This window comes from Comamonas sp. CMM03, from assembly GCF_019218715.1.
Classification (GTDB): domain Bacteria; phylum Pseudomonadota; class Gammaproteobacteria; order Burkholderiales; family Burkholderiaceae_C; genus Comamonas; species Comamonas terrigena.
The window spans coordinates 309,053-332,614 of sequence record NZ_JAHUXB010000004.1 but is presented as its reverse complement, the minus strand read 5'-3'; the positions used below and the strand labels follow the sequence as shown (position 1 = coordinate 332,614).

The 23,562-nt window shown below is 67.0% G+C and carries 18 protein-coding genes and 1 tRNA gene; 9 read left to right on the top strand and 10 right to left on the bottom strand.

Features of this window, described 5'->3' with window-relative positions; genetic code table 11:
- Position 1: 1 nt before the first annotated feature.
- Together KW830_RS15395 and KW830_RS15390 are read left to right on the top strand one after the other, a co-directional pair.
- Positions 2 to 1,228, top strand: coding sequence for an ABC transporter substrate-binding protein (locus KW830_RS15395; protein ID WP_218333628.1), 1,227 nt, complete (start codon positions 2 to 4; stop codon positions 1,226 to 1,228).
- Between the two features lie 12 nt (positions 1,229 to 1,240).
- Entirely contained in the window at positions 1,241 to 2,035 is a 795-nt protein-coding gene (locus tag KW830_RS15390) for an N-acyl homoserine lactonase family protein (protein WP_218333627.1), read from the top strand.
- A gap of 58 nt (positions 2,036 to 2,093) precedes the next feature.
- Here KW830_RS15390 and ytfE read toward each other — a convergent pair whose 3' ends face one another.
- Positions 2,094 to 2,789, bottom strand: a complete 696-nt coding sequence (gene ytfE, locus KW830_RS15385) for an iron-sulfur cluster repair protein YtfE (protein ID WP_192334226.1) — start codon at positions 2,787 to 2,789, stop codon at positions 2,094 to 2,096.
- A gap of 150 nt (positions 2,790 to 2,939) precedes the next feature.
- Here ytfE and norR point away from each other — a divergent pair, with 150 nt between their 5' ends.
- Positions 2,940 to 4,490: a nitric oxide reductase transcriptional regulator NorR gene (gene norR, locus KW830_RS15380; protein WP_218333626.1), complete on the top strand. Its 1,551-nt coding sequence runs from the start codon at positions 2,940 to 2,942 to the stop codon at positions 4,488 to 4,490.
- 183 nt (positions 4,491 to 4,673) lie between these two features.
- Positions 4,674 to 6,140: a copper-containing nitrite reductase gene (gene nirK, locus KW830_RS15375; protein ID WP_218333625.1), complete on the top strand. Its 1,467-nt coding sequence runs from the start codon at positions 4,674 to 4,676 to the stop codon at positions 6,138 to 6,140.
- 183 nt (positions 6,141 to 6,323) lie between these two features.
- On the opposite strand, the gene KW830_RS15370 is transcribed toward nirK, so the two are convergent.
- From KW830_RS15370 to KW830_RS15360, 3 genes are all read right to left on the bottom strand, one after another.
- Positions 6,324 to 6,400, bottom strand: a tRNA-Gln gene (locus KW830_RS15370).
- A gap of 96 nt (positions 6,401 to 6,496) precedes the next feature.
- Complete coding sequence (locus KW830_RS15365) at positions 6,497 to 7,837, bottom strand: MFS transporter (protein ID WP_115594690.1); 1,341 nt, start codon at positions 7,835 to 7,837, stop codon at positions 6,497 to 6,499.
- Positions 7,838 to 8,027: 190 nt separating this feature from the next.
- Complete coding sequence (locus tag KW830_RS15360; RefSeq protein ID WP_255578440.1) at positions 8,028 to 8,951, bottom strand: DMT family transporter; 924 nt, start codon at positions 8,949 to 8,951, stop codon at positions 8,028 to 8,030.
- Between the two features lie 376 nt (positions 8,952 to 9,327).
- Here KW830_RS15360 and KW830_RS15355 point away from each other — a divergent pair, with 376 nt between their 5' ends.
- Entirely contained in the window at positions 9,328 to 11,208 is a 1,881-nt protein-coding gene (locus KW830_RS15355; RefSeq protein WP_218333802.1) for a radical SAM protein, read from the top strand.
- Between the two features lie 148 nt (positions 11,209 to 11,356).
- Here the strand turns inward: KW830_RS15355 and KW830_RS15350 are convergent, their stop codons facing one another.
- Genes KW830_RS15350 through KW830_RS15340 form a run of 3 tightly spaced genes read right to left on the bottom strand, consistent with a single transcriptional unit; the run spans position 11,357 to position 15,673 of the window.
- Positions 11,357 to 12,907: a DHA2 family efflux MFS transporter permease subunit gene (locus tag KW830_RS15350; protein WP_218333624.1), complete on the bottom strand. Its 1,551-nt coding sequence runs from the start codon at positions 12,905 to 12,907 to the stop codon at positions 11,357 to 11,359.
- Positions 12,908 to 12,914: 7 nt separating this feature from the next.
- Positions 12,915 to 14,090, bottom strand: a complete 1,176-nt coding sequence (locus KW830_RS15345; protein WP_218333623.1) for an HlyD family secretion protein — start codon at positions 14,088 to 14,090, stop codon at positions 12,915 to 12,917.
- A gap of 59 nt (positions 14,091 to 14,149) precedes the next feature.
- Positions 14,150 to 15,673: an efflux transporter outer membrane subunit gene (locus tag KW830_RS15340; RefSeq protein WP_218333622.1), complete on the bottom strand. Its 1,524-nt coding sequence runs from the start codon at positions 15,671 to 15,673 to the stop codon at positions 14,150 to 14,152.
- 107 nt (positions 15,674 to 15,780) lie between these two features.
- On the opposite strand from KW830_RS15340, the gene KW830_RS15335 reads away from it, so the two are divergent.
- Positions 15,781 to 16,407: a TetR/AcrR family transcriptional regulator gene (locus KW830_RS15335; RefSeq protein WP_066536904.1), complete on the top strand. Its 627-nt coding sequence runs from the start codon at positions 15,781 to 15,783 to the stop codon at positions 16,405 to 16,407.
- 168 nt (positions 16,408 to 16,575) lie between these two features.
- Here KW830_RS15335 and KW830_RS15330 read toward each other — a convergent pair whose 3' ends face one another.
- The gene (locus KW830_RS15330; protein ID WP_218333621.1) at positions 16,576 to 18,816 is read right to left on the bottom strand and encodes a hypothetical protein; all 2,241 of its coding nucleotides are present in this window, start codon (positions 18,814 to 18,816) and stop codon (positions 16,576 to 16,578) included.
- Positions 18,817 to 19,274: 458 nt separating this feature from the next.
- Here KW830_RS15330 and KW830_RS15325 point away from each other — a divergent pair, with 458 nt between their 5' ends.
- The 3 genes from KW830_RS15325 to KW830_RS15315 all read left to right on the top strand — a co-directional run bounded on the left by KW830_RS15325 (position 19,275) and on the right by KW830_RS15315 (position 21,446).
- On the top strand, positions 19,275 to 20,609 hold the full coding sequence (locus tag KW830_RS15325; protein WP_218333620.1) for an SPOR domain-containing protein: 1,335 nt from the start codon (positions 19,275 to 19,277) through the stop codon (positions 20,607 to 20,609).
- A 130-nt stretch (positions 20,610 to 20,739) separates the two neighbouring features.
- On the top strand, positions 20,740 to 21,057 hold the full coding sequence (locus KW830_RS15320; RefSeq protein WP_066536909.1) for an I78 family peptidase inhibitor: 318 nt from the start codon (positions 20,740 to 20,742) through the stop codon (positions 21,055 to 21,057).
- Between the two features lie 200 nt (positions 21,058 to 21,257).
- Positions 21,258 to 21,446, top strand: a complete 189-nt coding sequence (locus KW830_RS15315; RefSeq protein WP_218333619.1) for a CsbD family protein — start codon at positions 21,258 to 21,260, stop codon at positions 21,444 to 21,446.
- Between the two features lie 162 nt (positions 21,447 to 21,608).
- Here KW830_RS15315 and hemW read toward each other — a convergent pair whose 3' ends face one another.
- Both hemW and rdgB read right to left on the bottom strand, forming a co-directional pair.
- On the bottom strand, positions 21,609 to 22,871 hold the full coding sequence (hemW, locus tag KW830_RS15310; protein ID WP_218333618.1) for a radical SAM family heme chaperone HemW: 1,263 nt from the start codon (positions 22,869 to 22,871) through the stop codon (positions 21,609 to 21,611).
- Positions 22,872 to 22,938: 67 nt separating this feature from the next.
- Complete coding sequence (gene rdgB, locus KW830_RS15305; RefSeq protein WP_218333617.1) at positions 22,939 to 23,544, bottom strand: RdgB/HAM1 family non-canonical purine NTP pyrophosphatase; 606 nt, start codon at positions 23,542 to 23,544, stop codon at positions 22,939 to 22,941.
- Between the last annotated feature and the right edge of the window lie 18 nt (positions 23,545 to 23,562).

Sequence of the window (23,562 nt, the reverse complement as noted above, 5' to 3'; positions counted from 1 at the left end):
CATGAAGTTCATTCCCCCAACGGCCCTCGTTCTTTCCGCCATCGCACTGCTCACCGGCGCAGCCCACGCGCAAGCCGGGGGCGCGAAGATCTCGGACGGCGTGGTCAAGATCGGCGTGCTCACCGACATCAACGGTCCGTTCATGGACAACGTGGGCAAGGGCTCGATTGTTGCCACCGAAATTGCGGTCGAGGAATTCGGCGGCAAGGTGCTGGGCATGCCCATCGAGATCGTGACCGCCGACCACCAGAACAAGGCCGACATCGCCTCGACCAAGACCCGTGAATGGCTGGACCGCGACAAGGTGGATGCGGTGACCGAACTGGGCAACAGCGCCGTGGCCCTGGCCGCAATGAAGATCGCCCAGGAAAAGGGGCGCATGTCCATCGTCACAGGGGCTGGTGCACAGCGCATCAGCAACGAGGACTGCACGCCCAACAATGTGCACTGGGTCTACGACTCGTATGCCTTGGCCAATGTGGGCACCAAATCGCTGGTGAAGAAGGGCTTCAAGACCTGGTACTACGTGACGGCCGACTATGCATTCGGGCACTCGCTGGAAAACGATGGCAGGAAGTTCATCGAAGCCGCGGGGGGCAGCGTGGTGGGCTCGTCACGCTACCCCTTCCCCGGCAACGACTTTGCCTCCTACATCGTCAAGGCCAACGGCAGCAAGGCCAATGCGGTGGCCATTGCCACGGCGGGCCTGGACCTGCAGAACGCCATCAAGCAAGGCCGTGAATTCGGCCTGGGGACCGGCGGCCAGGCGACGGTGGCCATGCTGATGAGCATCATGGACGTGCATGGGCTGGGGCTCAAGAACGCGGGCAATATGATGTTTGCCGAATCCTTCTACTGGGACTACGACGACGAATCGCGCAAGTTCGCCGACAAGTTCATGAAGAAAATGAAGCGCATGCCCACCGCGTTGCAGGCAGGCCAGTATTCGGCGATCCGCACCTACCTGAAGGCGGTCGAGCAGGCCCAAAGCGACGATGTCGCCGACGTCATCAAGGCCATGAAGCGCATGCGCATCCAGGATGCCTTTGCCAAGAACGGCACGCTGCGCGACGACGGCAAGATGGTGCACGACATGCTGCTGGTGAAGGTGAAGACACCGTCGGAATCCAAGAAGCCCTGGGACTACTACAGCGTGCAGGACACCGTGCCGGGCAAGGAGGCGTTCGAGAGCCTGGATCAGAGCAAATGCCCTCTGGTGAAGAAGTAGGCGGCCAGCAGAATGCAGCCAGACGATCTGCCCCGTTATGAGGTCCTCGCCATCCGGTACGCCAGCGTCGCGCGGGTGCGGCAGAGCAATTTTCTGCACCCCGTCGACGGCGATCCGGATGCCTTGATGCCGCTGGACTTCTTTGTCTGGCTGGTGCGCGGTGGCGACCAGTTGCTGCTGGTGGACACCGGCTTCAGCCAGGTCTCCGCCCTCGCCCGCCAGCGTGCATTTCTGCAGGAGCCGGTCCAGGCGCTCGGCGCACTGGGCATTGCGGCCGACGACATCCGCGATGTCGCGATCACCCATTTGCACTACGACCATGCCGGCAATGTGAACCAGTTCCGCAACGCCCGCATCTGGCTGCAGCAGCGCGAGATGGCCTACGCCACCGGCAGGTGCATGTGCGATGCGAAGCAGAACCACTTCTTCGCACTTGACGATATTTCCGTCGTGCTCAAGCGCCTGTATGCCGGCGATGTCCGGCTGGTCGATGGCATGCACCGGTTTGCGCCCGGCATCGAGTTTCACCGTGTCGGCGGCCACACCGACGGCCTGCAGGTAGTGCGCGTGATGACCGCCAGAGGCTGGGTGGTGCTGACCTCCGACGCCGCGCACTACTACGAGAACCTGGAAAAGCTGAACCCGTTTCCCGCCATCCACAGCCTGGAGGACATGCTGGGCGGCTATGCGCTGATCCGGCAGCTGGCGGACGGCCCGGACCAGATCATCCCTGGGCACGACCCACAGGTCTGCGCCTTGTTCCCGCCCCTGCAGTTGCCAGGTTCATCTATCCACCGCATCGCCTGAGCATCTGGAGCGCCCCGGTCTCGCAGACGCCGCAGCTGTCCCGAGGCGACAGCGCCTGTCACGCTGCAGCCACAGCCTGCTCCGTGTGCAGGAACAGCACATTGTTTTCCAAGTGGATGTGCTGCATCAGGTCTTCCTTGAACTCGCGCAGCCCGCCGTACAGCGCACGCCAGGTGGTGCAGGCGGCACGCGGCGGCGTGATGTGGTCGGTCAGATCCAGCAGCTTCTGCAATTCAGCGCCGTGCTGGTCGTGCTCATGGCGCATCACCGCAATCGGCATCCGGGCCTGGGCGTTGTGCTGGGCCAGCAGCAGCGGGAACAGGATTTTTTCTTCCTTCAGCATATGGCTTTGCAGCGCCTGGAACATGGCTTCCAGATGGGCAGCCAGACCGACCGGGCAATCGTCGCGGTCCCCGTGCACCTGCTCCACGCGGTGGGCCAGGCGGATCAGCTCCGGCAACTGCTGGCGGTGCACTTCATGGTAGCGCTGCAGGATGTGCTCGATCAGCACGTCGCTGTGGCCGGCATCGCAGGCCGCAACCGCCGCCGACTCCGCATCGGCCTGTGCGGCCACGGCCGGCAAACGCATCAGCTCGGCTTCGACCACCGCAGGATCGACCTGCCTGGCCTGCGCTGCCTGGGCCAGGCTGTGCTTACCGCCGCAGCAGAAATCCAGGTCGTATTTGTGGAACACCGCAGTGGCGCCGGGGATTTGTTTGGCAATGCTGCCGACGGATTGGTGGATGAGAGACATGGCAAACCTTTGAGGTAACAGGTGATGCCTTTGCGCTAGCGCAAACCATGCCTGTACCCCCCTCCTTGAGAATCAAGCAGTTAGCGCATCCATGGGTAGGATGCACCCCGCCCCGCCCGGTCACAAATACCCCATCCGGTTGTTTTCACCATGCTCGATTCCCTGGTCCTTTCCGATCTTTCCACCGAATTGCCGCAGGCCGTGCGCCTGCAACGGCTGGTTGAAAGCCTGCAAGCCGAATTTCACTGCGGCGCAGTGGCCTTGCTGCGGCTGGAAGGCGAATGCCTGCGCCCGGTGGCCGCGGCAGGCCTGGTGCAGGAAGCCCTGGGCCGGCGCTTCACCGTCAGCCAGCACCCGCGCCTGGCCACCATCCTGTCCCGCAGCGGCGAACTCACACGCTTTCACCACGACAGCAGCCTGCCCGACCCCTATGACGGCCTGCTCACCGAACGTGCAGGCCAGGCGCTGCCCGTGCACGACTGCATGGGGCTGGGCATTTCCATCGAAGGCTGGCACTGGGGGGTGATCACGCTGGACGCCCTGGACATCGGTACGTTCGACGACCAGGCCCAGGAGCGCCTGCAGGCGCGGGTGCCGCTGATCGAGGCCACGGTGCGCATGGCGCACCTGGAGTCCGAGGTGCGGGCACTGCGCCTGTCGCGCAGCGCCCAGCCTTCCGATGCCACGCCCGCCGCACTGCAGGACATCGTGGGCCAAAGCCCTGCTCTCCTGCGGCTGCAACAGGAACTGGCCGTGGTGGCCGAAACCGATATGCCGGTGCTGCTGCTGGGCGAAACCGGCGTGGGCAAGGAGCTGTTTGCACGCCGGTTGCACCAGCTGTCACGCCGGCGCCAGCAGCCCATGGTGCATGTGAACTGCGCTGCCTTGCCCGACACCCTGGCCGAAAGCGAGCTCTTCGGCCATGCCCGGGGCGCTTTTTCCGGAGCAGTGGCCGCCCGCGCCGGGCGGTTTGAAAGTGCGGACCAGGGCACCCTGTTTCTGGACGAGGTGGGCGAGCTCACGCTGCCCGTGCAGGCCAAGCTGCTGCGCGCCTTGCAGAACGGAGAGATCCAGCGCCTGGGCGCCGACCAGCCGCGCAAGGTGGATGTGCGCATCATTGCCGCCACCAACCGCGCCCTGAACGAACAGGTGCGCGACGGCGGCTTCCGCGCCGACCTGTTCCACCGCCTGTCGGTCTACCCCCTGCATGTGCCGCCGCTGCGCGAACGCGGCGACGATGTGTTGCTGCTGGCCGGCCGTTTTCTGGAACTCAACCGCAGCCGCCTGGGCCTGCGCAGCCTGCGCCTGACCAGCGATGCCCAGCTTGCGATGCGCCGCTATGCCTGGCCCGGGAATGTGCGTGAGCTGGAGCATGTCATCAGCCGCGCCGCGCTCAAGGCCGTCAGCTACGGGGCACGCCGCACCGACATCGTCAGCCTGGACGCGGCCTCGCTGGACCTGGAGGCCGCGCCGCTGTCGGCACCGGCACTCGCCCCCGGTGCCGCCCTGCCGGGCGCGGCGGCAGGCCAGGTGAGCAGCACCTTCAGCTCCCTGCGCGAGCAGGTGGACCATGTGCAGCGCAACGCGATCGAACAGGCGCTGGGCCAGCACCAGGGCGTGTGGAGCGCCGCCGCCAAGAGCTTGCAGATTGATAGCAGCAATCTGCACAAACTGGCGCGTCGTCTGGGCATAAAAGGCTGATTGCACTCCTTTTATTGGCCCTACGCGGTTTGTGTGGTTGGCCTGCGCCACGCCATTTCGCGCTTGATCCAACGCAAATCGACGTCCTCTGAATCTCCGAAGAATTCCCTTCAACGGCAGCAGATGCGATGCCCAAATTTCTGGGTACCGCAGTCCGATTGCCGGGATTACAAGGAGAAGCGTATGACCTCGACACGTTGCCTGACCCCCGTTGCCTTCGCCATCGCCCTGGCACTGAATCTGGCGCCCAGCCTCGGCAGTGCACAGGCGGCACCCGCCGCCGCAGCCGCCAAAAAAGCCGCCACCGCCCAGGTGCGCAAAGTGGCACTGACGACCAACATCGTCGACGGCAAGATGGTCTATGTGAACGCCAAGGGCCAGGTGAACCCCACCATCGTGGCCGAAGTGGGCGACACGGTGGAGATCGTGCTCCAGAGCGGCGAAGGTGCCGAGCACGATCTGGCCGTCGAAGGCCTGAATGTGGTTTCCAAGAAGGTGAATGCCGACACGGGCCCGGCCACGCTGCGCTTTCAGGTGACCAAGGCCGGCACCTTCAGCTACTACTGCACCATCCCCGGCCACCGCCAGATCGGCATGGAAGGCAAGCTGGAGGTCAAAGGCACCACGGTCGAAGCCGAAAAGGCCGTGCAAAAGAACGCCCCCGGTCCCGAAGCCCTGTACACGCCGGCCGCCGCAATGGCTCCGGCCCTGGCCGGTGCCGTGAGCATTGCTGCCGACCCCAGTGCCGTGCCCCCCGCCGTGAAGGCCGCGGGCCCGCAAAAGCACCAGAAACGCATCGAGACCGTGGAGCTGGTGGGCCAGCTGGACGACGGCACCACCTTCACCTACTGGACGTTCGACAAGCAGGTGCCCGGCCCCATGCTGCGCATGAAGCAAGGCGACACCATGGAGCTGACGCTGGCCAATGCCAAGAGCAGCAAGATGATCCATTCCATCGACCTGCATGCCGTCAACGGCGGACTGGGCGGCGGCGAACACACCCAGGTGCCGCCCGGCCAGGAAAAGACCATCACCTTCAAGGCACTGAACCCCGGCCTGTACGTGTACCACTGTGCCACGCCGCTGGTGCCCCACCACATCATGGCGGGCATGTACGGCATGATTCTGGTGGAGCCTGAAGGCGGCCTGCCCCAGGTGGACAAGGAGTTCTATGTGATGCAGGGCGAGATGTACACCACCCGTCCCATCGGGGCCAAAACCCACCAGGAAGTGGACTTCGACAAGATGGCCGCGGAATTGCCGCAGTACTACGTGTTCAACGGCGCCGTGGGGGCGCTGACCAAGGAGCACAAGCTCAAGGCCAAGGTGGGAGAGAAGGTGCGCATCTACTTCGGCGTGGGCGGACCCAACAAGATCTCGTCTTTCCACGTGATCGGCGAAGTGTTTGACAAGGTGTATGACGAAGCCTCGCTCACCGCCATCAAGCACAACGTGCAGACCACGGTGGTGCCACCGGGAGGTGCCGCCATCGTCGAGCTGACCCCGCAGGTGCCCGGCAACTACCTGCTGGTGGACCATGCGCTGTCACGCACCGGCAAGGGTCTGGTCGGCATTCTGGAGGTGAGCGGCCAGGCAGAGCCCGGGGTGTACTCCGGGGTCTCGGACCCGAACGCCGCACACGGCCACTGACCGCGCCACGCCGGTGCCCGCGCCGGCGGATCTGCGAATGACGCCCTTGCCCTGCAAGGGCGTTGCGGTTGGGGGCCTTCGGTACTGCCAGACGGAACCCACAGCACGCGCAGAAACGCCGATCGATTGGCCGGCAGAAAAAGCAAAACCCCGACTGCTTGCGCAGTCGGGGTTTGCAGATCTTGGCAGGGGAAGAAGGATTCGAACCTTCGCATGCCGGAATCAAAATCCGGTGCCTTAACCAGCTTGGCGACTCCCCTAGAGAAGCTGCAATTCTAGCAGCATTTTTTGTCGCTCCAGAAAATTCGCGACAAATTCTTTGCAATGTGCGGTCCGGTGGCTACCGCCCCCTGCACTCACGCCTTGGCCGGCGCCTTGCGCAGCACGCTGAAGCAGCCGGCCAGCACCGCGCAGCACCCGGACAGCAGCAGCGCGTACTGCTCGGCCTGGCCGGGCTCACGGTTCCACACCAAGAAGGCCGCCGCCAGCAGCACCGCGCCCAGGCCCTGGCCCACATGGCGGGCGGCGCCCAGCATGCCGCTGGCCGCACCGCTGCGGTGCAGCGGCGCCGATGTGACGATGGTGAAATTGTTCGGCGACTGGAAGAAGGCGAAGCCCATACCGCACAGCGCCATGCGCCACACCACATTCCAGTTCGACGCATCCTGCGGCAGCAGCGCCAGTGCCCACAGCCCCAGGGCAAACAGCGCCATGCCCACGGCGCCCAGGCGGCCCGCCGGCCAGCGGCCGATCATCCGCCCCACCCAGGGCGCGGAGATGGCCAGGGCCAGCGGCCAGGCGCTGATCAGCAGCCCGGCCTGCCCCGTGGGCAAGCCGCGCGCCTCAATCAACAGGAACGGCAGGGCCAGAAATGCCATGGTCTGGGCACAGAACGCCGTGATGGAAGCGCACATGGACAGCGCAAACACCGGGATACGCAGCAGATCCAGCGGAAACATCGGCGCGCTCAGGCGGCGCTGGCGCCGCAGATACCAGGCGCCCACGCCCACCCCCAGCCCCAGCCACAGCGCGGCCGGCCACAGGCTGCCGCCGGGCTGCAGGTGGCTGAGCCGGTCCACACCCAGGAACAGGCTGGCAAACATCACGATGTTCAGCACGCCGTCCAGCCAGGACAGCGGCTGCTGTGCGGCGGCGGCCTGCGGCACCGGTTGCGGCAGCGAGCGTGTGCCCAGCCAGCTGATGGCCAGGGCCAGTGGCAGGTGCAGGGCAAACAGCCAGCGCCAGTCGCCCAGCGAAATCACTGCCGCCGCCACGGCCGGGCCGGCCACAAACGACAGGGCCACCGTCAGGGAGTTGAGCGCCATGCCCTTGCCAAGCTGGGCACGCGGGTAGATCAGCCGCACCAGCGAGGCGTTGACGCTCAACACCCCGGCCGCGCCCAGGCCCTGCAGCGCACGCGCCACGATCAGCCAGGGCAGCGAAGGCGCCAGCAGCGCGCCCACACTGGCCAGGCCAAAGATCACCATGCCCCCCAGGTAGACACGGCGATAGCCCATGCGGTCGCCCAGCGCGGCCAGCGGCAGCAGCAGCACCAGGGAAGCGATCTGGTTGGCATTCACCACCCACAGCGTCTGCGCCGGGTCCACCTGCCATTGGCGCGCCACCTGGGGCAAGGCCATGTTCATCATGGTGCTGTCCATCACGCACAGCACCAGGCCCAACAGGATCACGGCCATGGCGATGTGCCGCTGCGGCAATGGCAGGCCATCGGCCACCACGGGGGCTGTCGCACTGCGGGGAGGAGGGGAAGGGGAAAAATCGTCTTGACGCACTCGCTGCTCTCTCATTCCATACAGGGCGCACCTTACTGCGCCCGCTGTTCCTGTGCAGCTGCCCGCAGGACAGCCACATGCGCAGACGGGCGACTCACGCCCGCCCGCGCACACTCAACCACATGCTGCAGATGCCGCACAGCACCACGCCGGCCATGCCCAGCAGCGACTGCGCATCGGGCACCTGGCCAAACAACAGCCAGCCCACGCCCATGGCAAAACCGATCTGGCTGTACAGAAAGGGCGAGATCACCGACGGCGTGGCGTGCGTATAGGCCTGCAGCAGCATCAAATGCCCCACGCCGCTGCACAGCCCCATGGCCGCCACCGCCAGCCACAGCTGCCAGCCTTCCACGGCCTGCCAGAACCAGGGCAGAAACGGCGTGGTCAGCAGCATGGGCAGCCAGGTGGAATACAGCTGCGTGGTGTGCGGCGCGTCCAGCCGCGCCAAGCGGCTGCCCAGCAGCAGGTAACCGGAGCCGCTGACCAGCAAGCCCACCGGCAGCAATGCCTGCCAGCCCAGGGCCTGGTCGCTGCGTTCCGGCCGCACGATGACGATCACGCAGGCCAGGCCCGCCGCCAGCAGCAGCCAGCGCACGGGGCTGACCTTCTCCTGGTACAGCCAGGCCGACGCCACCACCACCAGCAAGGGGCAGGCCGACCAGATCGCCGTGAAGTTGCCCAGCGGCATGCTCTGGATGCAGAAGAAGGCACAGATCGAGGTGGAAATCCCGAACAGGGCCCGGCTGGCCTGAAACCTGGGGTGCGCCGTGCGCAGCGCCGCCAGGCCGTGCCGGGGCAGCACCAAGGCCGTGGTCACCAGCGCCTGCGCCAGAAAGCGCAGCCACAGCACCAGCAGCATGGGCAACATCAGGCCCGCATATTTGGTGGCACTGTCCAGCAGAGCGAACAGCGCACAGGCCGACAGCGTGAGGGCAATGCCCAGCAAGGCCGAACGCGACGCCATACCGGCAGTACCGGCCGAAGCGGGGGCCGCGCCCCCGGGCAAGGAGGACATCGGCGTCCACCCTCTTTCACAAATAAAAAGCCGCCCCACCGGCGGTGTGCAGCCCTGTCGCGCGCGGGTCGGAGGCCAGGGGCTCCGGCCGGGCAGTGCTGCACAGGCAGGTCAGGCCGGCGCACCATGCGCACAGGCAACTTGCATTTTAGGAGCAGCATGCCGGCGCGTGGTGTGCCCCGTCCACCCCTCTGATCCCGCGTGTGGCGATGGCATCCTTCGCCGCCGGCCACGGCGCCAAGCCCCCGCCCCTGCAGCCCCGGCCCCATGCTGGGACAATGCGGGCCTGGCCCGGGCACTGCCCTGCCCTCTTTTTTGCCCTTTCTGCCCCATGACCACGCCCGTTCCTGTCCGTGTGCTGTCACTCATCCCGCCGATGACGCAGCTCAACACGCCCTACCCGTCCACCGCCTACCTGACGGGCTTTCTGCGTGGGCGCGGCGTGGATGCGGTGCAGGAAGACCTGGCGCTAGCCCTGGTGCTGCAGCTGCTGTCCAGGGACGGGCTGCAGCAGGTGATCGATCTGGTGCAGGCCCAGTACGACGCCGACCCCGACCGTGCCTTCAGCCCCGCCGTGCAAAGCTTCATGGGTCAGCGCGACCAGTACCTGGCCACCATCAACAAGGTGATTGCCTATCTGCAGGGCAAGGACAGCACGCTCAGCCACCGCATCGTCGGCCGTGGCTGGCTGCCCGAAGGGCCGCGCTTTGCGGCGCTGGAGCATTACCTCGATGACGGCAGCGGCGACCCGCTGGGCTGGGCCTTTGGCGCCCTGGGCCAGGCCGACCGTGCCAAGCACCTGGCCACGCTGTACCTGAACGACCTGGCCGATGTGCTGCGCGACGCGGCCGACGAGCGCTTCGAATTTGTGCGTTATGCCGAATCGCTGGCCGGCAGCCAGCCCACCTTCGAGCCGCTGGCCCAGGCCCTGGCCGCACCCCAGACCCTGGTGGACGAGACCCTGGCCGAGCTGACGCGCAAGGCCATCTGGCGCCAGCGGCCCACGGTGGTGCTGCTGTCCGTGCCCTTTCCCGGCTCGGTGTATGCGGCATTTCGCATTGCCCAGACCATCAAGGCCGAGTTTCCCCACATCACCACGGTGCTGGGCGGCGGCTTCGTGAACACCGAGCTGCGCGAGCTGACCGAGCCGCGCGTGTTCGACCACTTCGACTTCGTCACGCTGGACGCGGGCGAGCGCCCGCTGCTGGCCCTGCTGGAACACCTGCGCGGCGAGCGCGGCCGCTCGCGCCTGGTGCGCACCTATGTGCGCAACGATGCCGGTGCCGTGCAGTACATCAACATGATGGAAGCCGACATCGCCTTTGCCGAAGTGGGCACGCCCACCTGGGACGGCCTGCCCATCCACGACTACCTGTCGCTGCTGGACATGCTCAACCCCATGCACCGGCTGTGGAGCGACGGGCGCTGGAACAAGCTGACGATTGCCCATGGCTGCTACTGGAAGAAGTGCAGCTTCTGCGATGTGAGCCTGGACTACATCGGCCGCTACGAAGGCGCCAGCGCCGTGGAGCTGGCCAACCGCATCGACGCCATCGTGGCCGAGACCGGGCAGACCGGCTTTCACTTTGTGGACGAAGCGGCACCCCCCAAGGCGCTCAAGGCCCTGGCTACCGAGCTGATCGAGCGCGGCAGCGACATCAGCTGGTGGGGCAATATCCGCTTCGAGAAGACCTTCAGCCCCGAGCTGACGCAGTTGCTGGCCGACAGCGGCTGCATTGCGGTCTCGGGCGGTCTGGAGGTGGCCTCCGACCGGCTGCTGGACCTGATGAAAAAAGGCGTGTCCGTGGAGCAGGTGGCGCGCGTGACCAAGGCCTTCAGCGAGGCCGGGATCCTGGTGCACGCCTACCTGATGTACGGCTTTCCCACGCAGACCGTCCAGGACACAGTGGACGCGCTGGAATATGTGCGCCAGCTGTTCGAGAACGGCTGCATCCAGAGCGGCTTCTTCCACCGCTTTGCCTGCACGGTGCACTCGCCCGTGGGCCTGAACCCGGTGGAATATGGCGTGCAGCTGGTGCCGCTGCCCGAGGTGACGTTTGCCAAGAACGACATCGCCTTCATCGACCCCACCGGCGTGGACCACGATGCCCTGGGCGCGGTGCTGAAGAAAGCCATCTACAACTTCATGCACGGTATCGGCGTGGAAGAGGACGTGCGCAGCTGGTTCCCGTTCAAGGTCCCCAAGCCCACCGTGCCGCGCAACAAGATCGAGAAGGCGTTGCGCACGCGCGGCTAGGCGTCGACCAGGCGCCAACTGGGCACATCCCGGCCCCGGATCCCTGGCCACGCCTGGGCGCTGTCCGTTCCACGGAAATCCACCCCCGTGCCCCCTGGCCCGCGGCTGCAGGCTCGCAGGGACACGGGTCGTGCACGGGCGGGGCCGCTCAATGCCCTCCAGCCCCTGGCTCCACCACCCGCGTGGGCTTGGGGGCCAACCAGATCACACAGGCTCCCACCACAAAGCAGATGGCGATGGTGAACATGATCTGGTTGGTGGCCAGCATCACGCTCTGGCTGGTCAGCAGCTGGTCCAGCGCGGACAGGGCCGCATCCGGCGACATGCCCGAGGCCCTGAGCCCCTGCAGCACCTCGCCGCTGCGGTCGGTCAGCCCGACCAGCTCGGCGTGCTGGCGCGTCGTGCCATCTTCCCAGGCGGTGTTCACCAGCGACACCGCAGCGGCGCCCGAGAGCGTGCGCAGAAAGTTCATCAGTCCGGCGGCGTTGTCCATCTCCTGGGGCTCCACGCTGGCCAGCGCCAGCCCGGTGGTGGGGATGAAGAAAAACGGCAGCCCGAAGCCCATGAACATCAGCGGCAGCGCAATGTCCCAGTAGCCCATGTCGGTGGTGGCCACAGTGCGCCAGAAGGTCATCAGACCCAGCCACAGCACGCCGGCAAAGATCAGCCGGCGCGGGTCCACCTTGGCTGACAGGCCGGCCGCCATGGGCGCCACACACAGTGCAAACAGGCCGGTCCACGCCGTGACCATGCCCGAATCGGTCGCCGTGTAGCCCATGAAGCTCTGCAGCCACAGCGGGGTCAACACATTCGCGGCAAAAAAGGCCGCAAACGTCAGGCTGATGGTCAGCACACTCATGGTGAAGCCCCGGTGACGGAACACGCGCAGGTCCACGATGGGATGCTCTTCATGCAGCTCCCAGATCAGAAAGGCCGCAAAGCCCACAGCGGCCACCACAGCCAGCACCACGATGGTGGGCGAGGCGAACCAGTCCAGGTTCTTGCCTTCGTCCAGCATCAGCTGCAATGCGCCCACCCAGACGATCAGCAGGCCCAGGCCCACGGTATCGATGGGGTTGCGGCGCAGCGCCAGCTCGTAGCGCCTGAGCAGGTTCCAGGCCGCAAACGCACAGCCGATGGCCACGGGGATGTTGATCAGAAAGATCCAGTGCCAGCTGTAGTTGTCACAGATCCAGCCGCCCACAATCGGCCCCAGCACCGGCGCAATCAGCGTGGTCATGGACCACAGGCCGATGGCGGCCGGCGCCATGCGCGGCGGAAAGATGCGCAGCAGCAGCGTCTGCGACAGCGGCATCAGCGGGCCGCCGGCAAAGCCTTGCAGGATGCGCGCAAACACCAGAAAGCCCAGCGAATTGGCCATCCCGCACAGCAGCGACGCCACACCGAACAGGCCCATGGCCACGGAGAACACGCGCACCGCACCAAAGCGCGCTGCCAGCCAGCCGGTCAGGGGCACGCTGATGGCCTCGGCCACGGCGTAGCTGGTGATCACCCAGGTGCCCTGGCTGGTGGTGGCGCCCAGGTTGCCGGCAATGCTGGGCACCGAGACGTTGGCGATCGTCATGTCCAGCACGGCCACAAAGTTGGCAGCGGCCAGCACCAGGGCCGCCAGCCACAGCATGCCGCCGGTGAGCGGCTTGCCGCCGATGGTCAGCGGCGCAGAGTTTGCTTCAGCCATCGGCAGCTCACTGCGCGGCCGTGGTGGACGCCACGCGGGCTGCCGGCTCACCGCCGCTGCGGGTGTCCACCGTCACGTTCATGGACAGGCCCACACGCAGCGGGTGGGCGGCCAGCTCGGCCGGGTCCAGCTGCACGCGCACGGGCAGGCGCTGCACCACCTTGATCCAGTTGCCGGTGGCGTTCTGGGCCGGAATGGCGGCAAACGCCGCCCCCGAGCCCCCGCTCAAGCCGGCCACGGTGCCGTGGTAGACCACCTGGCTGCCATACAGGTCGGCCTGCAACTCCACGCTCTGGCCCACGCGCACCTTGCCCAGCTGGCCTTCCTTGAAGTTGGCATCCACATACATCTGCTGCACCGGCACCACCGACATCAGCGGCGCCCCCGCCGCCACGCGCTGGCCCAGCTGCACGCTGCGCTTGGCGACCACACCGGTCACCGGCGCCCGCACCGTGGTGCGGTCCAGATCCACCTGGGCCTGGTCGCGGCGGGCCAGTGCCAGCAGCACTTCGGGGTTGGTCTCGGCGGTCGTGCCTTCGATCAGCGTGGCGTTCACCTGCTTGGCGCCCACGGCGGCTTCGCGGTTGGCTTCGGCCTGGGCTTGCGCCGCCTGGGCCGATGCCAGACGGGCCTTGGCAGCGGCAAAGGCGTTCTGGGCGTTGGTCAGTTCGTCCCCCGAGACCGAGCCGCTGTGGGCCAGGGCTTCACGGCGCTGCAGATCGATGGTGGCGCGGGCCATATCGGCCTGGGCCGCCGTCAGCTGGGCCGCGGCGCTCTTCTGGTCCGCCTCGCGGGCGGCCACCTGGGCCTTCAGGCCGCCGTCATTGGCCACATAGCCTCTGACGCGGCGCACGGCGCGTGCCAGCTCGGCTTCGGCCTGGGCCAGCGCCAGCCGGGCATCCGTGGGGTCTATGCGCACCAGCACCTCCCCCTGCTGCACGGCCTGGGTGTCCTTCACCAGCACCTCCAGCACGGTACCGCCCACGGACGGAGTGACCTGGGCCACCTCCACCGCCGCATAGGCATTGTCGGTGGAGACGAAGTGGGAGGCATGCAGCCACCAGTAGCCACCGCCCGCCACGCTGGCGACCACCACCGCACCGGCCAGACCGGCCAGCAGTTTGTTGCGGCGCTGCTCGCGCACCACGGGATGGGCGCTCACGGAAGAAGCGTTGTCAGTCATAAAAGCTCTCGCAGAATCAATTTGGGAAATTCAGGGAATTCGGGTGCCGCAGGCGCACATCACGCCGGAGGAATGCGGGGGGTGACCGGGGCCGCAGAGGATTGGGCGGTCTGTGGCGACGGGGCTTCCTGCCAGCCACCGCCCAGCGCGCGGTGCAGCGCAATGTCCAGCGACAGCGCACGGGCCTGCACATCCACCAGCTGGCGCACGCTGGCCAGCAACTGGTCTTCGGCCGACAGCACATCCAGGTGCGTGGCCAACCCTCCTTCGTAGCGGTTGCGGGCCACGCGGTGGGCTTCGGTGGCGGCGTGCACAGCCTGCTCCATGGCCTGCAGCTGCTGCTGCAGCGCCCGCTGGCTCACGGCGTTGTCCGCCACTTCCTGCAGCGCGTGGTTGAGCGTGTTCTGGTACAGGGCCACCGCCTCGTCGTACTGGGCACGCGCAGCGCCCAGCTCGGAGCGCAGACGGCCGCCGTTGAAAAGCGGCAGGCTGATGGCCGGGCCCACGCTGGCCATGCTGGAGCCGCCCTTGGTCAGCATGTCCAGGCCCAGGGACTGCACCCCGATGAAGGCGCTCAGGTTCACGTCCGGGTAGAACTCGGCCTGCTTGGCGGCCACGCGCGACTCCAGGGACTGGGCTTGCAGGCGTGCCGCCACCACATCGGGGCGGCGGCCCAGCAGGCTGGCCGGCAACTGGTCCGGCAAGGCCCATTGCTGCTGCCAGGGCTGCTGCAAGGTGGAAGCCGGGATGGTGATGGCGGCCCCCCGGTCGGGCGCTGCCCCCATCAACGCGGCAATGCGGTGGCGCTGCAGCGCCAGCTGCTCCTGGGCCTGCAGCCATTCGGCCCGGGCTGCCGCCTGCCGAGCGTTGGCACTGTGCACGCCACCCTGGTTTTCCAGTCCATGGGCAAAACGTTCGGCAAACAGCCGGGCCGTGGTGGTGCGCACCTGCAGCGATTGCGCCAGGGTCTGCTCGGTCACCGTGAGGCGCACCAGATCGGCGTAGGCCGCCGCCACGCTGCTGGCCAGCACCAGACGGGCCTGGGCCGCATCGGCCTGGCGCGCCTGCAGCTCGCCAGAGGCAGCGGCCACGGCGGCACGGTGTCGGCCCCACAGGTCCAGCGACCAGCCCAGGTCCAGCGTGGCGCGACCGACATCGTTCAGACCGCGCGGCACCATGGAAGAAGGGGTCAGATAGTGGTAGCTGAACTTGTCGCCGCTGGCACTGGCGTTGGCCGACAGCTGTGGCGCCGTGGCCGCCTCGCTCACGCCCAGCAGCGCCTGGGCCTGGCGCACGCGGGCGGCTGCGGCGGCCATGTCGGGTGCGTGCTCCAGTGCTTCGGCGATCAGGCTGTCCAGCTGGCTGTCGCCGTAACGCAGCCACCACCGGTCTTGCGGCCAGGCCACCTGCGGGGCACCGGCCGCCGCCTGCAGCGTCTGCGGGACGGGCTGTTGCAGCACCGCCTTGCCCTGCCAGTCGGGCAGCTGGGCGCAGGCGGTCAGCAGCACCGGCAGGCCCAGTGCCAGCCAGGCGGTGCGCACGGGACGGGCTGCCCCAGGCGCACAAGCTTTGCATGTTCTCATGGAATACTTTATTAATGAACTGTACGGTACAGTATAGATTCTGAACCGCCTCCCATCCAAGCGCTACACTGAAAGACAACACACCAACCCGAGGACATTGCGCGCACATGCGGACGAAAACGGAAGAAAAGCGGCAAGCCATCCTGGATGTGGCTGCAGCCACCTTTGGCGAACTGGGCTTCGAGCGCACCTCCATGTCCGAGATCTGCGCCCGGCTGGGCGGCTCCAAAGCCACCATCTACAACTACTTCCCGTCCAAGGAAGCGCTGTTTGTGGAAGTGATGTTCCAGGCCTCGGAGGCCGACTTTCAGAACACCATGCTGGCCCTGCAGGCCGACAGCCAGGACCTGCCGGCCGCCTTGCGCACCTTTGGCCGGCGCTTTCTGGCCTTGCTTTATGCCCCCGAGGTCACGGCCGTGCGCCGCCTGCTGGTGGCCGAGGGCGAGCGCTCCCAGGTAGGGGCCCGCTGCTACGACCAGGGCCCGCGCCGGGGCCATGCCCTGATCAGCGGCTTTCTGCAGCAGGCCATGGACCGCGGCGCATTGCGCAGCGCCCCGGCCGAGCTGGCCACACGCCATCTGCTGGCCTTGCTGGAGGCCGAGCTGCTGGAGCGCTTCCTGTTCCAGCACCTGCCGCTGCCCGCCCCCGCCGAGCTGGATGCCTGTGCCGACCGGGGGGTCGAGGCCTTTCTGCACCTCTACGCCCCGGCAGCCCCGGCAGGCGCGCAGCGCTAGTCCCTCTTTTCCCCACTGAAGATCGCGCCCCGGGCACCCCACGCGGCCGGATCACCCGGCGCTGGTCTGGCGCAGCACGCCCCGGCCCATGCGGCCACAAAAAAGCCCCTTCGCTGTGCACGAAGGGGCTGGGTCACGTTGCGGGGGCGCGGGGACGTGTGGGTGTGGTCAGTGGTCGCGGACCGTATCTCCCGCGCTCGTTGCATCCGCGGCATTCGCCACAGACCCCTGGGCGATCGCCGCCGGAGCGCCATGCTGCCAGTCGGTCGGCAGCACCGCATCCAGCCACTGCATGCGCCAGCACAGTGCCAGCAGCAGGACCACCGCCAGCGCGCCGCCGGTGGCCCAGCGGCCCTTGTGGCCGTCAGCATAGGGGTCTCCCATGCGCAGCGTGGCGGAAGCCGGGCGCTTGGCGGTCTGCGACAGCATGCCCCCCAGGCGCAGGTTGATGTTCATGCGGCCGTTGATGGCCCAGCCGCTGGCGTCCAAGATCGGTCCCAGGCTGCGCTGGCGCAGCTTGAGCCAGGCAATCAGCATGCTGGGGCCGGAAATCGCCAGGATGATGCCCAGCAGCGCCACGGGAATCCACGGGCCCAGTTCGATGAACTTGCCGAAGATGCCCACCATGACGGCGCTGATAGAGCCCAGCGCCACGCCGATGGCCGCCACCGTGCCAACATCGGTCTTGCGCGCGGCAGCCTGCGGCGCAGCAGCAGCTGCCGGCTTGGCCATGTCGACCAGCTTGCCCGCCGTGCTGTCCATCCCCGACGTCACGGTCTCCTGCTTGGCGGCAGCGCGCTTGGCGACCTGCTCTTCGACCATGCGCAGAAACTTCTTGTACGGCGAGAAGAAGGCCTGGCCGATGCTGGTGGGGTTCTCGATGATCTTGGTGATGGTGGCATCCCAGTCCTGGCCCGTACGGTCATAGAACACGCCGTTGCGGCCCACCATCAGATAGTCCACATCCCCGGCGGTGAACGCGGCCACGATGTGGCGCTTGTCCGTGCCCCGGCGGCATTCGCAGTAGGCCAGATAGACCTTGGCCAGCCCGGCCAGCGTGGCGTGGGCGCCGGGGTCGGCCACGTCCACCGTCAGATCGCAGCTGCGGCCGTCCAGGAACAGCGTGCCGGCCTGGAAGGCGGCCGCTTCACCCCGGTTGTAGAAGTCGGCGAACGAGACAAAGTTGTTCAGCAGGCGCAGCAGGTCACGCTGCAGGCGGATCAGCTTTTCCAGTGCAGTGGCCTGTTCGCCATGGCTTTTCTCTTCGGTATCGTGGGCAATCAGGGCCTGCAGCGCAGCTTCTTCACCACTGTCCAGCAAGGCCTGGGCTTCTGCAGCGTCCATGGCGCCCAGCGGGGAGGCTGGAAACGCTGCCAGCCAGGCCTGGCATGGTGCCAGTTGGGTCTTCAGCGCGGCCCACTGCGACGCCGTCAGCACCTGCACATCATCGCCCAGCACCGGCGCCACCGCGTGGGTGCGCAACGCGTGCAGCGCGTCGGCCCAGGCGGGATTCACACCCTCAGCCAGCGGCAGCACACAGTCGGCGCTGATGGGTGCCAGCGGCAGATCGGCAATGGCCTGGGACGCCAGCGACAGCTGCTGCGCCCCCAGCAGGGCATAGCCTTCCACGCTGGGGCTGAGCGGCGCCAGCGCCCGGGCGTCGAAGGCGGCCAGCTGGCAGCGGGCGAAGAAGTCTTCCACCTTGGCCTGGATGGCCGTCAGTGCCTGTGCGGCGGCCACCGCCTGCGCCTGCGATGCCAGCACGCAGTGGTGCTGCCCGGCCTGGGCGTGCCAGGCATGGATGGCACGCACATCGGCAAAAAAGGCATCCAGCTGGGCCCGGCCCATGCCGGGCTCACCATCCACCCCCACGGCGCTGCCATACAGATCCATGATGCGCTGCACCAGGGCCTTGCGGGCATCGTTCTCGGGCAGCTTGACCGGGTTCAGCAGCCCGTCGCCGTTGAAGGCCAGGGCGTTGAGCATGGTCAGGCGCTCCCGCACATCAGCCAGGGTCACGGTGGAGGCGCCTTCGCGCCCCAGCAGGCGCAGGATGCGCTGGGCCTCGGCGTACAAGGCGGCGCCGGATACGCCCTCGGTGTCCAGGTTGCTCAGCTGCAGCACATCGCTGCCGCTGGTCAGTACATCGGGGTGGCGCACCTGGGCCACGGCCCACTGGCAGGCTTCGATCAATTCGGGTGCGCGGATACGGCCGTCGTGGTCCTTGTCGATCAAGTCCAGGGTGGCGGGGTCGAATTCGATCCCCCGGGTGGGACAGGCCAGGGCCACCCACAGTTTCTGGTCCAGCGAAGCGATGTTCGCGATATCTTGTCCGGTACGGATGGCCACCTGCTCTACCCCGCCGGCGCGGAAGAACTGCCATGCGTACCCTGTTGCTTGCTGCTGCATGAAAACGGTCTGACGGTACAAAACTGCAGGCCTCTTGGCCTGCCACGGCGCACCGCGCAAAAGCCCGGCCCGCGTGCGAAAGGCGCCAGTGTAGGCGCGCTGCATGTTGCCCTGCAGCAAATGACCCCGGGGCCATGGCCGACCGCACAGCACGCACCAGTCGCTCTGCAATACATAGCAATTCAGCTAAATAGGCCGCCAGCCCGCGCCCACATTGGCTCGGAAGCACAGTGACCGTCTGCGGGACACCGTCCCACCTGCGGGGCGGCAGGCCGCGGCCATGGGACATGCGCAACATTTGTTTGCAAACGTGTCGCTTTGCACCGCGCATTTTCCATGTTGGTCCACTGCTGCCCCACCCGGTTTTGCGGACCGGCGCGCCCCCACAAGCGATGCGGCCATGCCACGCTGTGCCAGAGATGCGTGGGAAGCGGCCCCTGCATGACACAATTCGACGCATGTCTTCGGAGCACCACGCACCCCCAGTCCTGTCAGCCGACAACCCGCTGATGCCCCGCCTCTACCAGGCGGCCATCGGCCCGCTGCAGACGGCCTACTATCAGCGACAGTTCGAGCGCTTTGACGCGCTCGGCAAACCCCTGCCCAGCTGGAACTGGGCAGCCGGCTGCTGCACCCTGGGCTGGATGGCCTTGCGCGGTCTGTGGCGCTATGCCGCCGTGTACGCCGGCGTGCTGCTGGCGGTGGTGGCACTGTGGTGGACCCTGGGCCTGAACCAGTTGCTGCCCCGCCCTGCGGCCCTGGCACTGGCCCTGTTGCTGGTGCTGCTGGCCGTGCTGCTGCCCGGCCTGGGAGGCAATGCCCTCTACCACCGCGCGGTGCGCGAGCGCACCATGCAGGCACTGACCCGGTCGCGCACCCTGGGCGAGGCCATGGCCCTGCTGGAAACCCAGGCCCCCACCCCCATCCGCCTGCAATGGGCCACCACCGGCCATGCGCTGAGCGCCCTCTTGGTGGCCGGCCTGGTCTGGGGGCTGAGCACCCTGTCCACGCCCGCAGGCCCCGTCCACACCGGCCCCACCCAGCAGGACACCGCCCGTGCCCTGGCGGCCCTGGCACCCACCCCGGCCACAGACACGCCCCCGGCGCCCCCTGCTGCGGCAGAGACCGCGCCCGCTGCGCCGGACAGCCCCCCTGCATCCGACCCTGCAGCCGGCAACCCCGCTCCGCTGTCCCCACTGGAACAGCCCGGTCAGACCGGTTCCGCCGCCCCCGGCGCTCCCGCGGCTGCGGTGGTCCCCTCGGCCCTGGCGGCCTCCAGCGTTGCGGCCGTGACCGCTTCCGCAGCGCCAGCCCTGGCGGCATTGCCTGAGAGCGCCAAGCCGGCGCCGGTGCCCGCAGCACCGGCTTCCGCCAAGACCCCCTCCACGGACAAGGCCGACCACGCCAGCCCCGCCACCCCGAACGAGCGCACCAAGGACAAGGCCGGCAGCAAGACCGACAAGGCCCCCGGCAAAGTGGACAAAGCGAACAAAGCGGACCAGGCCGACAAGCCCGACAGCAAACACGCCGCCGCCGGAAAGACCGTGTTGCAGCCCCGCAAGTACTACCTGAACAGCGGCCTCTACGCCCAGGCAGACAACGCCCAGCGCGTGACCCGCCGTTTGCGTGAAGCCGGCCAGCCGGTCTTCACCCAGTTGCTGGAATCACGCCAGGGCGAGGTCACCCGCATCCGCGTGGGCCCGTTCGACAGCCGCGCCCAGGCCGAGGCCGCAGCCAGCAAGATCCAGGGCATGAAGCTGGAAGCCCAGGTCTTCCGCCACTTGCCCGACTGATTCCGCCATGCCGGCACCGGCGGAGGTGGACACACGGCCGCCTTTCGTGACAATTACTTGCATGTGTAGCCTTCCGCCTACCAAAGGCTGCTGGTATGGTGCATGCTATTGTTTTGAGAGAGGTTGATCTATGCGTACTGTGCTTTGGATGGGTATTCCGCTGGTGGCTGCGCTGACCGGTTGTGCAGGCATGGGTTCGGGTGGCCCTGGTCACGGCAATCCGGGCGCGCCGGCCCAGCCGCTGCAACGCTGTGACGCTGCGGCCGCCCAGTGGGCCGTGGGCAAGACCAACACCGTGCAGCATGTGGAAGAAGCACGCCGCCGCTCCGGCGCGCTGATGGCCCGTGTGCTGCGCCCCGGTCAGGCCACCACGCTGGAATTCAATGCCGAACGCCTGAACCTGCTGGTAGATGCCACCGGCCGTTTCACCACGGCCAGTTGCGGCTGAAGCGCACAGCCGATCACCGGACTGTCTGACAGGCACTCCCGCCTGTTACCGCAGCCGACCGACCTACAGCCGTAGGTGCAGCCCCACGGTCCGCTACGGCGCAGACCGGCCTTCGGGTTTTTCCCTGTGACCTAAGGTAGCCCCAGGCACGGAAGCCGTCCGTCGCCACCTGACCGCATGTTCACGAGAGGAATCCCCGTATGAATACCGACCAAGTCAAAGGTGCGCTGAAGGAAGCTGCAGGCAAGGTGCAGCAAAAAGCCGGCGAGCTGATCGACAGCCCCGAGCAACAGGCCAAGGGACTGGCCAAGCAGGTGGAAGGCGCCGCCCAGAAGAAAGTGGGCGATGTGAAAGAAGCCGTGGACGATGCGCGCAAGGCATCCAAGTAAGGGCTGACCGCCCCGGCCGCACGGCCGTTACCGCCCACACCGGCCTCTGGCCGGTTTTTTATTGCGGCCGTCGACTGCCGCGGCGGGTGCGCCATGCCCCGTCCTGCACGGCGGCCGCCGCCACAGGCCGCCCCGCAGGCCAGAAGCCCGCCGGCCCGCCCTTCACTCTGGCGCCAGAAACAGCTCCTGCAGGTCGCTCAAGAAGTCGAACCCGCGCTCGGTGGGCGTCACACGGCCCAGGGACTGGGTGATCAGGCCTTTGCGCTCGGCCTCGTCCAGTGCGCTGCGGATGGTGCTGATGGGCAGACCGGTGCGGTCCAGATAGTCCTGCACCGCAAAGCCGCTGCGCAGGCGCAGGGCGTTGAGCATGTATTCGAACGGCAGGTCTTTGCGCCGCACATCGGTGTCGCTGGCCAGTGCATGGCCGGCCAGCGCGGCGTCCATATAGCGCTGCGGGTCCCGGATCTTCACCTGGCGCACAATGCGGTGGGCAAAGCTGAGCTTGCCGTGCGCGCCCGCGCCAATCCCCAGGTAGTCGCCGAACTGCCAGTAGTTGGTGTTGTGGAAACACTGGTGGCCGTCGCGCGCATAGGCGGAGATTTCGTAGCGCTGCATGCCCGCTGCACCGGTCATGGCGGTGATGCGGTCCAGCATGTCGTAGGCGGCATCGTCCTCGGGCACCTGCGGCGGGTACTTGGCGAAGTAGGTGTTGGGCTCGATGGTCAGGTGGTAGATGGAGATGTGCGGCGGCTTGAAGGACAGCGCCGCTTCCAGATCGCGCACCAGATCCAGCTCGGTCTGGCCGGGCAGCGCATACATGATGTCCAGGTTGAAGGTCTCGAAGGCACCCGCCGCCTCCTCCACCGCCGCGCGCGCCTGGTCGCCGCTGTGCACACGGCCGATGGCGCTCAGAAAGCGGTCGTCGAAGCTCTGCACCCCGATCGACAGGCGGCTGATGCCGGCATGGCGAAAGGCCCGGAAGCGGTCTTTCTCGAAGGTACCGGGATTGGCCTCCATGGTGATTTCACAGTCCGGCTCCATGCGCAGGCGCGCACGCAGACCGCTGATCAGCTGGTCGATGGACTCCGGACTGAACAGGCTGGGCGTGCCGCCGCCAATGAACACGCTGTGCACAGTGCGGCCCCAGATCAGCGGCAGGCTGGCTTCCAGGTCGGCCATCAGCGCATCGATATAGCGCTGCTCGGGGATGTCCCGCACGCCGCCGCCTTCGCGGTGCTCATGCGAGTTGAAGTCGCAGTACGGGCATTTCTTGAGGCACCAGGGCAGGTGAATGTACAGCGACAGCGGTGGCAGCGCCGGCAGGCCCAGCGTGCCGGCGCGCATGTAATGCTGCACATCCTTGGGAGCCTGGCCCAGCGGGGCCTGTGTCTCCAGCGATGCAGCGGGATGGATGGGAATATTCATAAAACTCTCAGCGGTGCACCATGCTCCAGCCTGCGGCCTGCGTGCCAGCAGGCGCCGGCGCAGTGCCTCATACGGCCAGCCAGCTGTGGCGTAACAGATCCATCATCGCGCGGGTGCTGCGGCCACGGTGGCTGTGGTCATTCTTGAAGGCGGGGTCCATTTCGGCGAAGGTCTTGCCCAATTCGGGAATGACCAGCACCGGGTCAAAACCAAAGCCGTTGCTGCCGCGGCGCTCGGTGGCGATCTCCACGCGCACGCGGCCCACGGCAATCAGCGGCTCTGGATCCTTGGGCGAACGCACACCCACCAGAGTACTGACCATGGCGGCGCGGCGGTTGGCCTGGCCTTCCAGGTTGTTCAGCAGCGCCGTGACATTGTTGGCATCGCTTTTTTCCATGCCGAACTGGGTGCAGTAGTAGGCCGTGTCCACCCCCGGCAGGCCGCCGAAGGCGTCCACGCACAGGCCGGCATCGTCGGCAATGGCGGGCAAACCGGTCTTCTCGGCAGCGAAACGGGCCTTGGACAGCGCGTTTTCGACAAAGGTGCCAAACGGCTCGGGCGCTTCGCCTTCAAACAGATCGCCTTGGCAGATCAGCTCCACACCCAAGGGTGCGAACATGGATTGCAACTCGGCCAGCTTGCCGCGGTTGTTGGAGGCGAGAACGATTTTCATGGTCAGATGGGGCTCTTA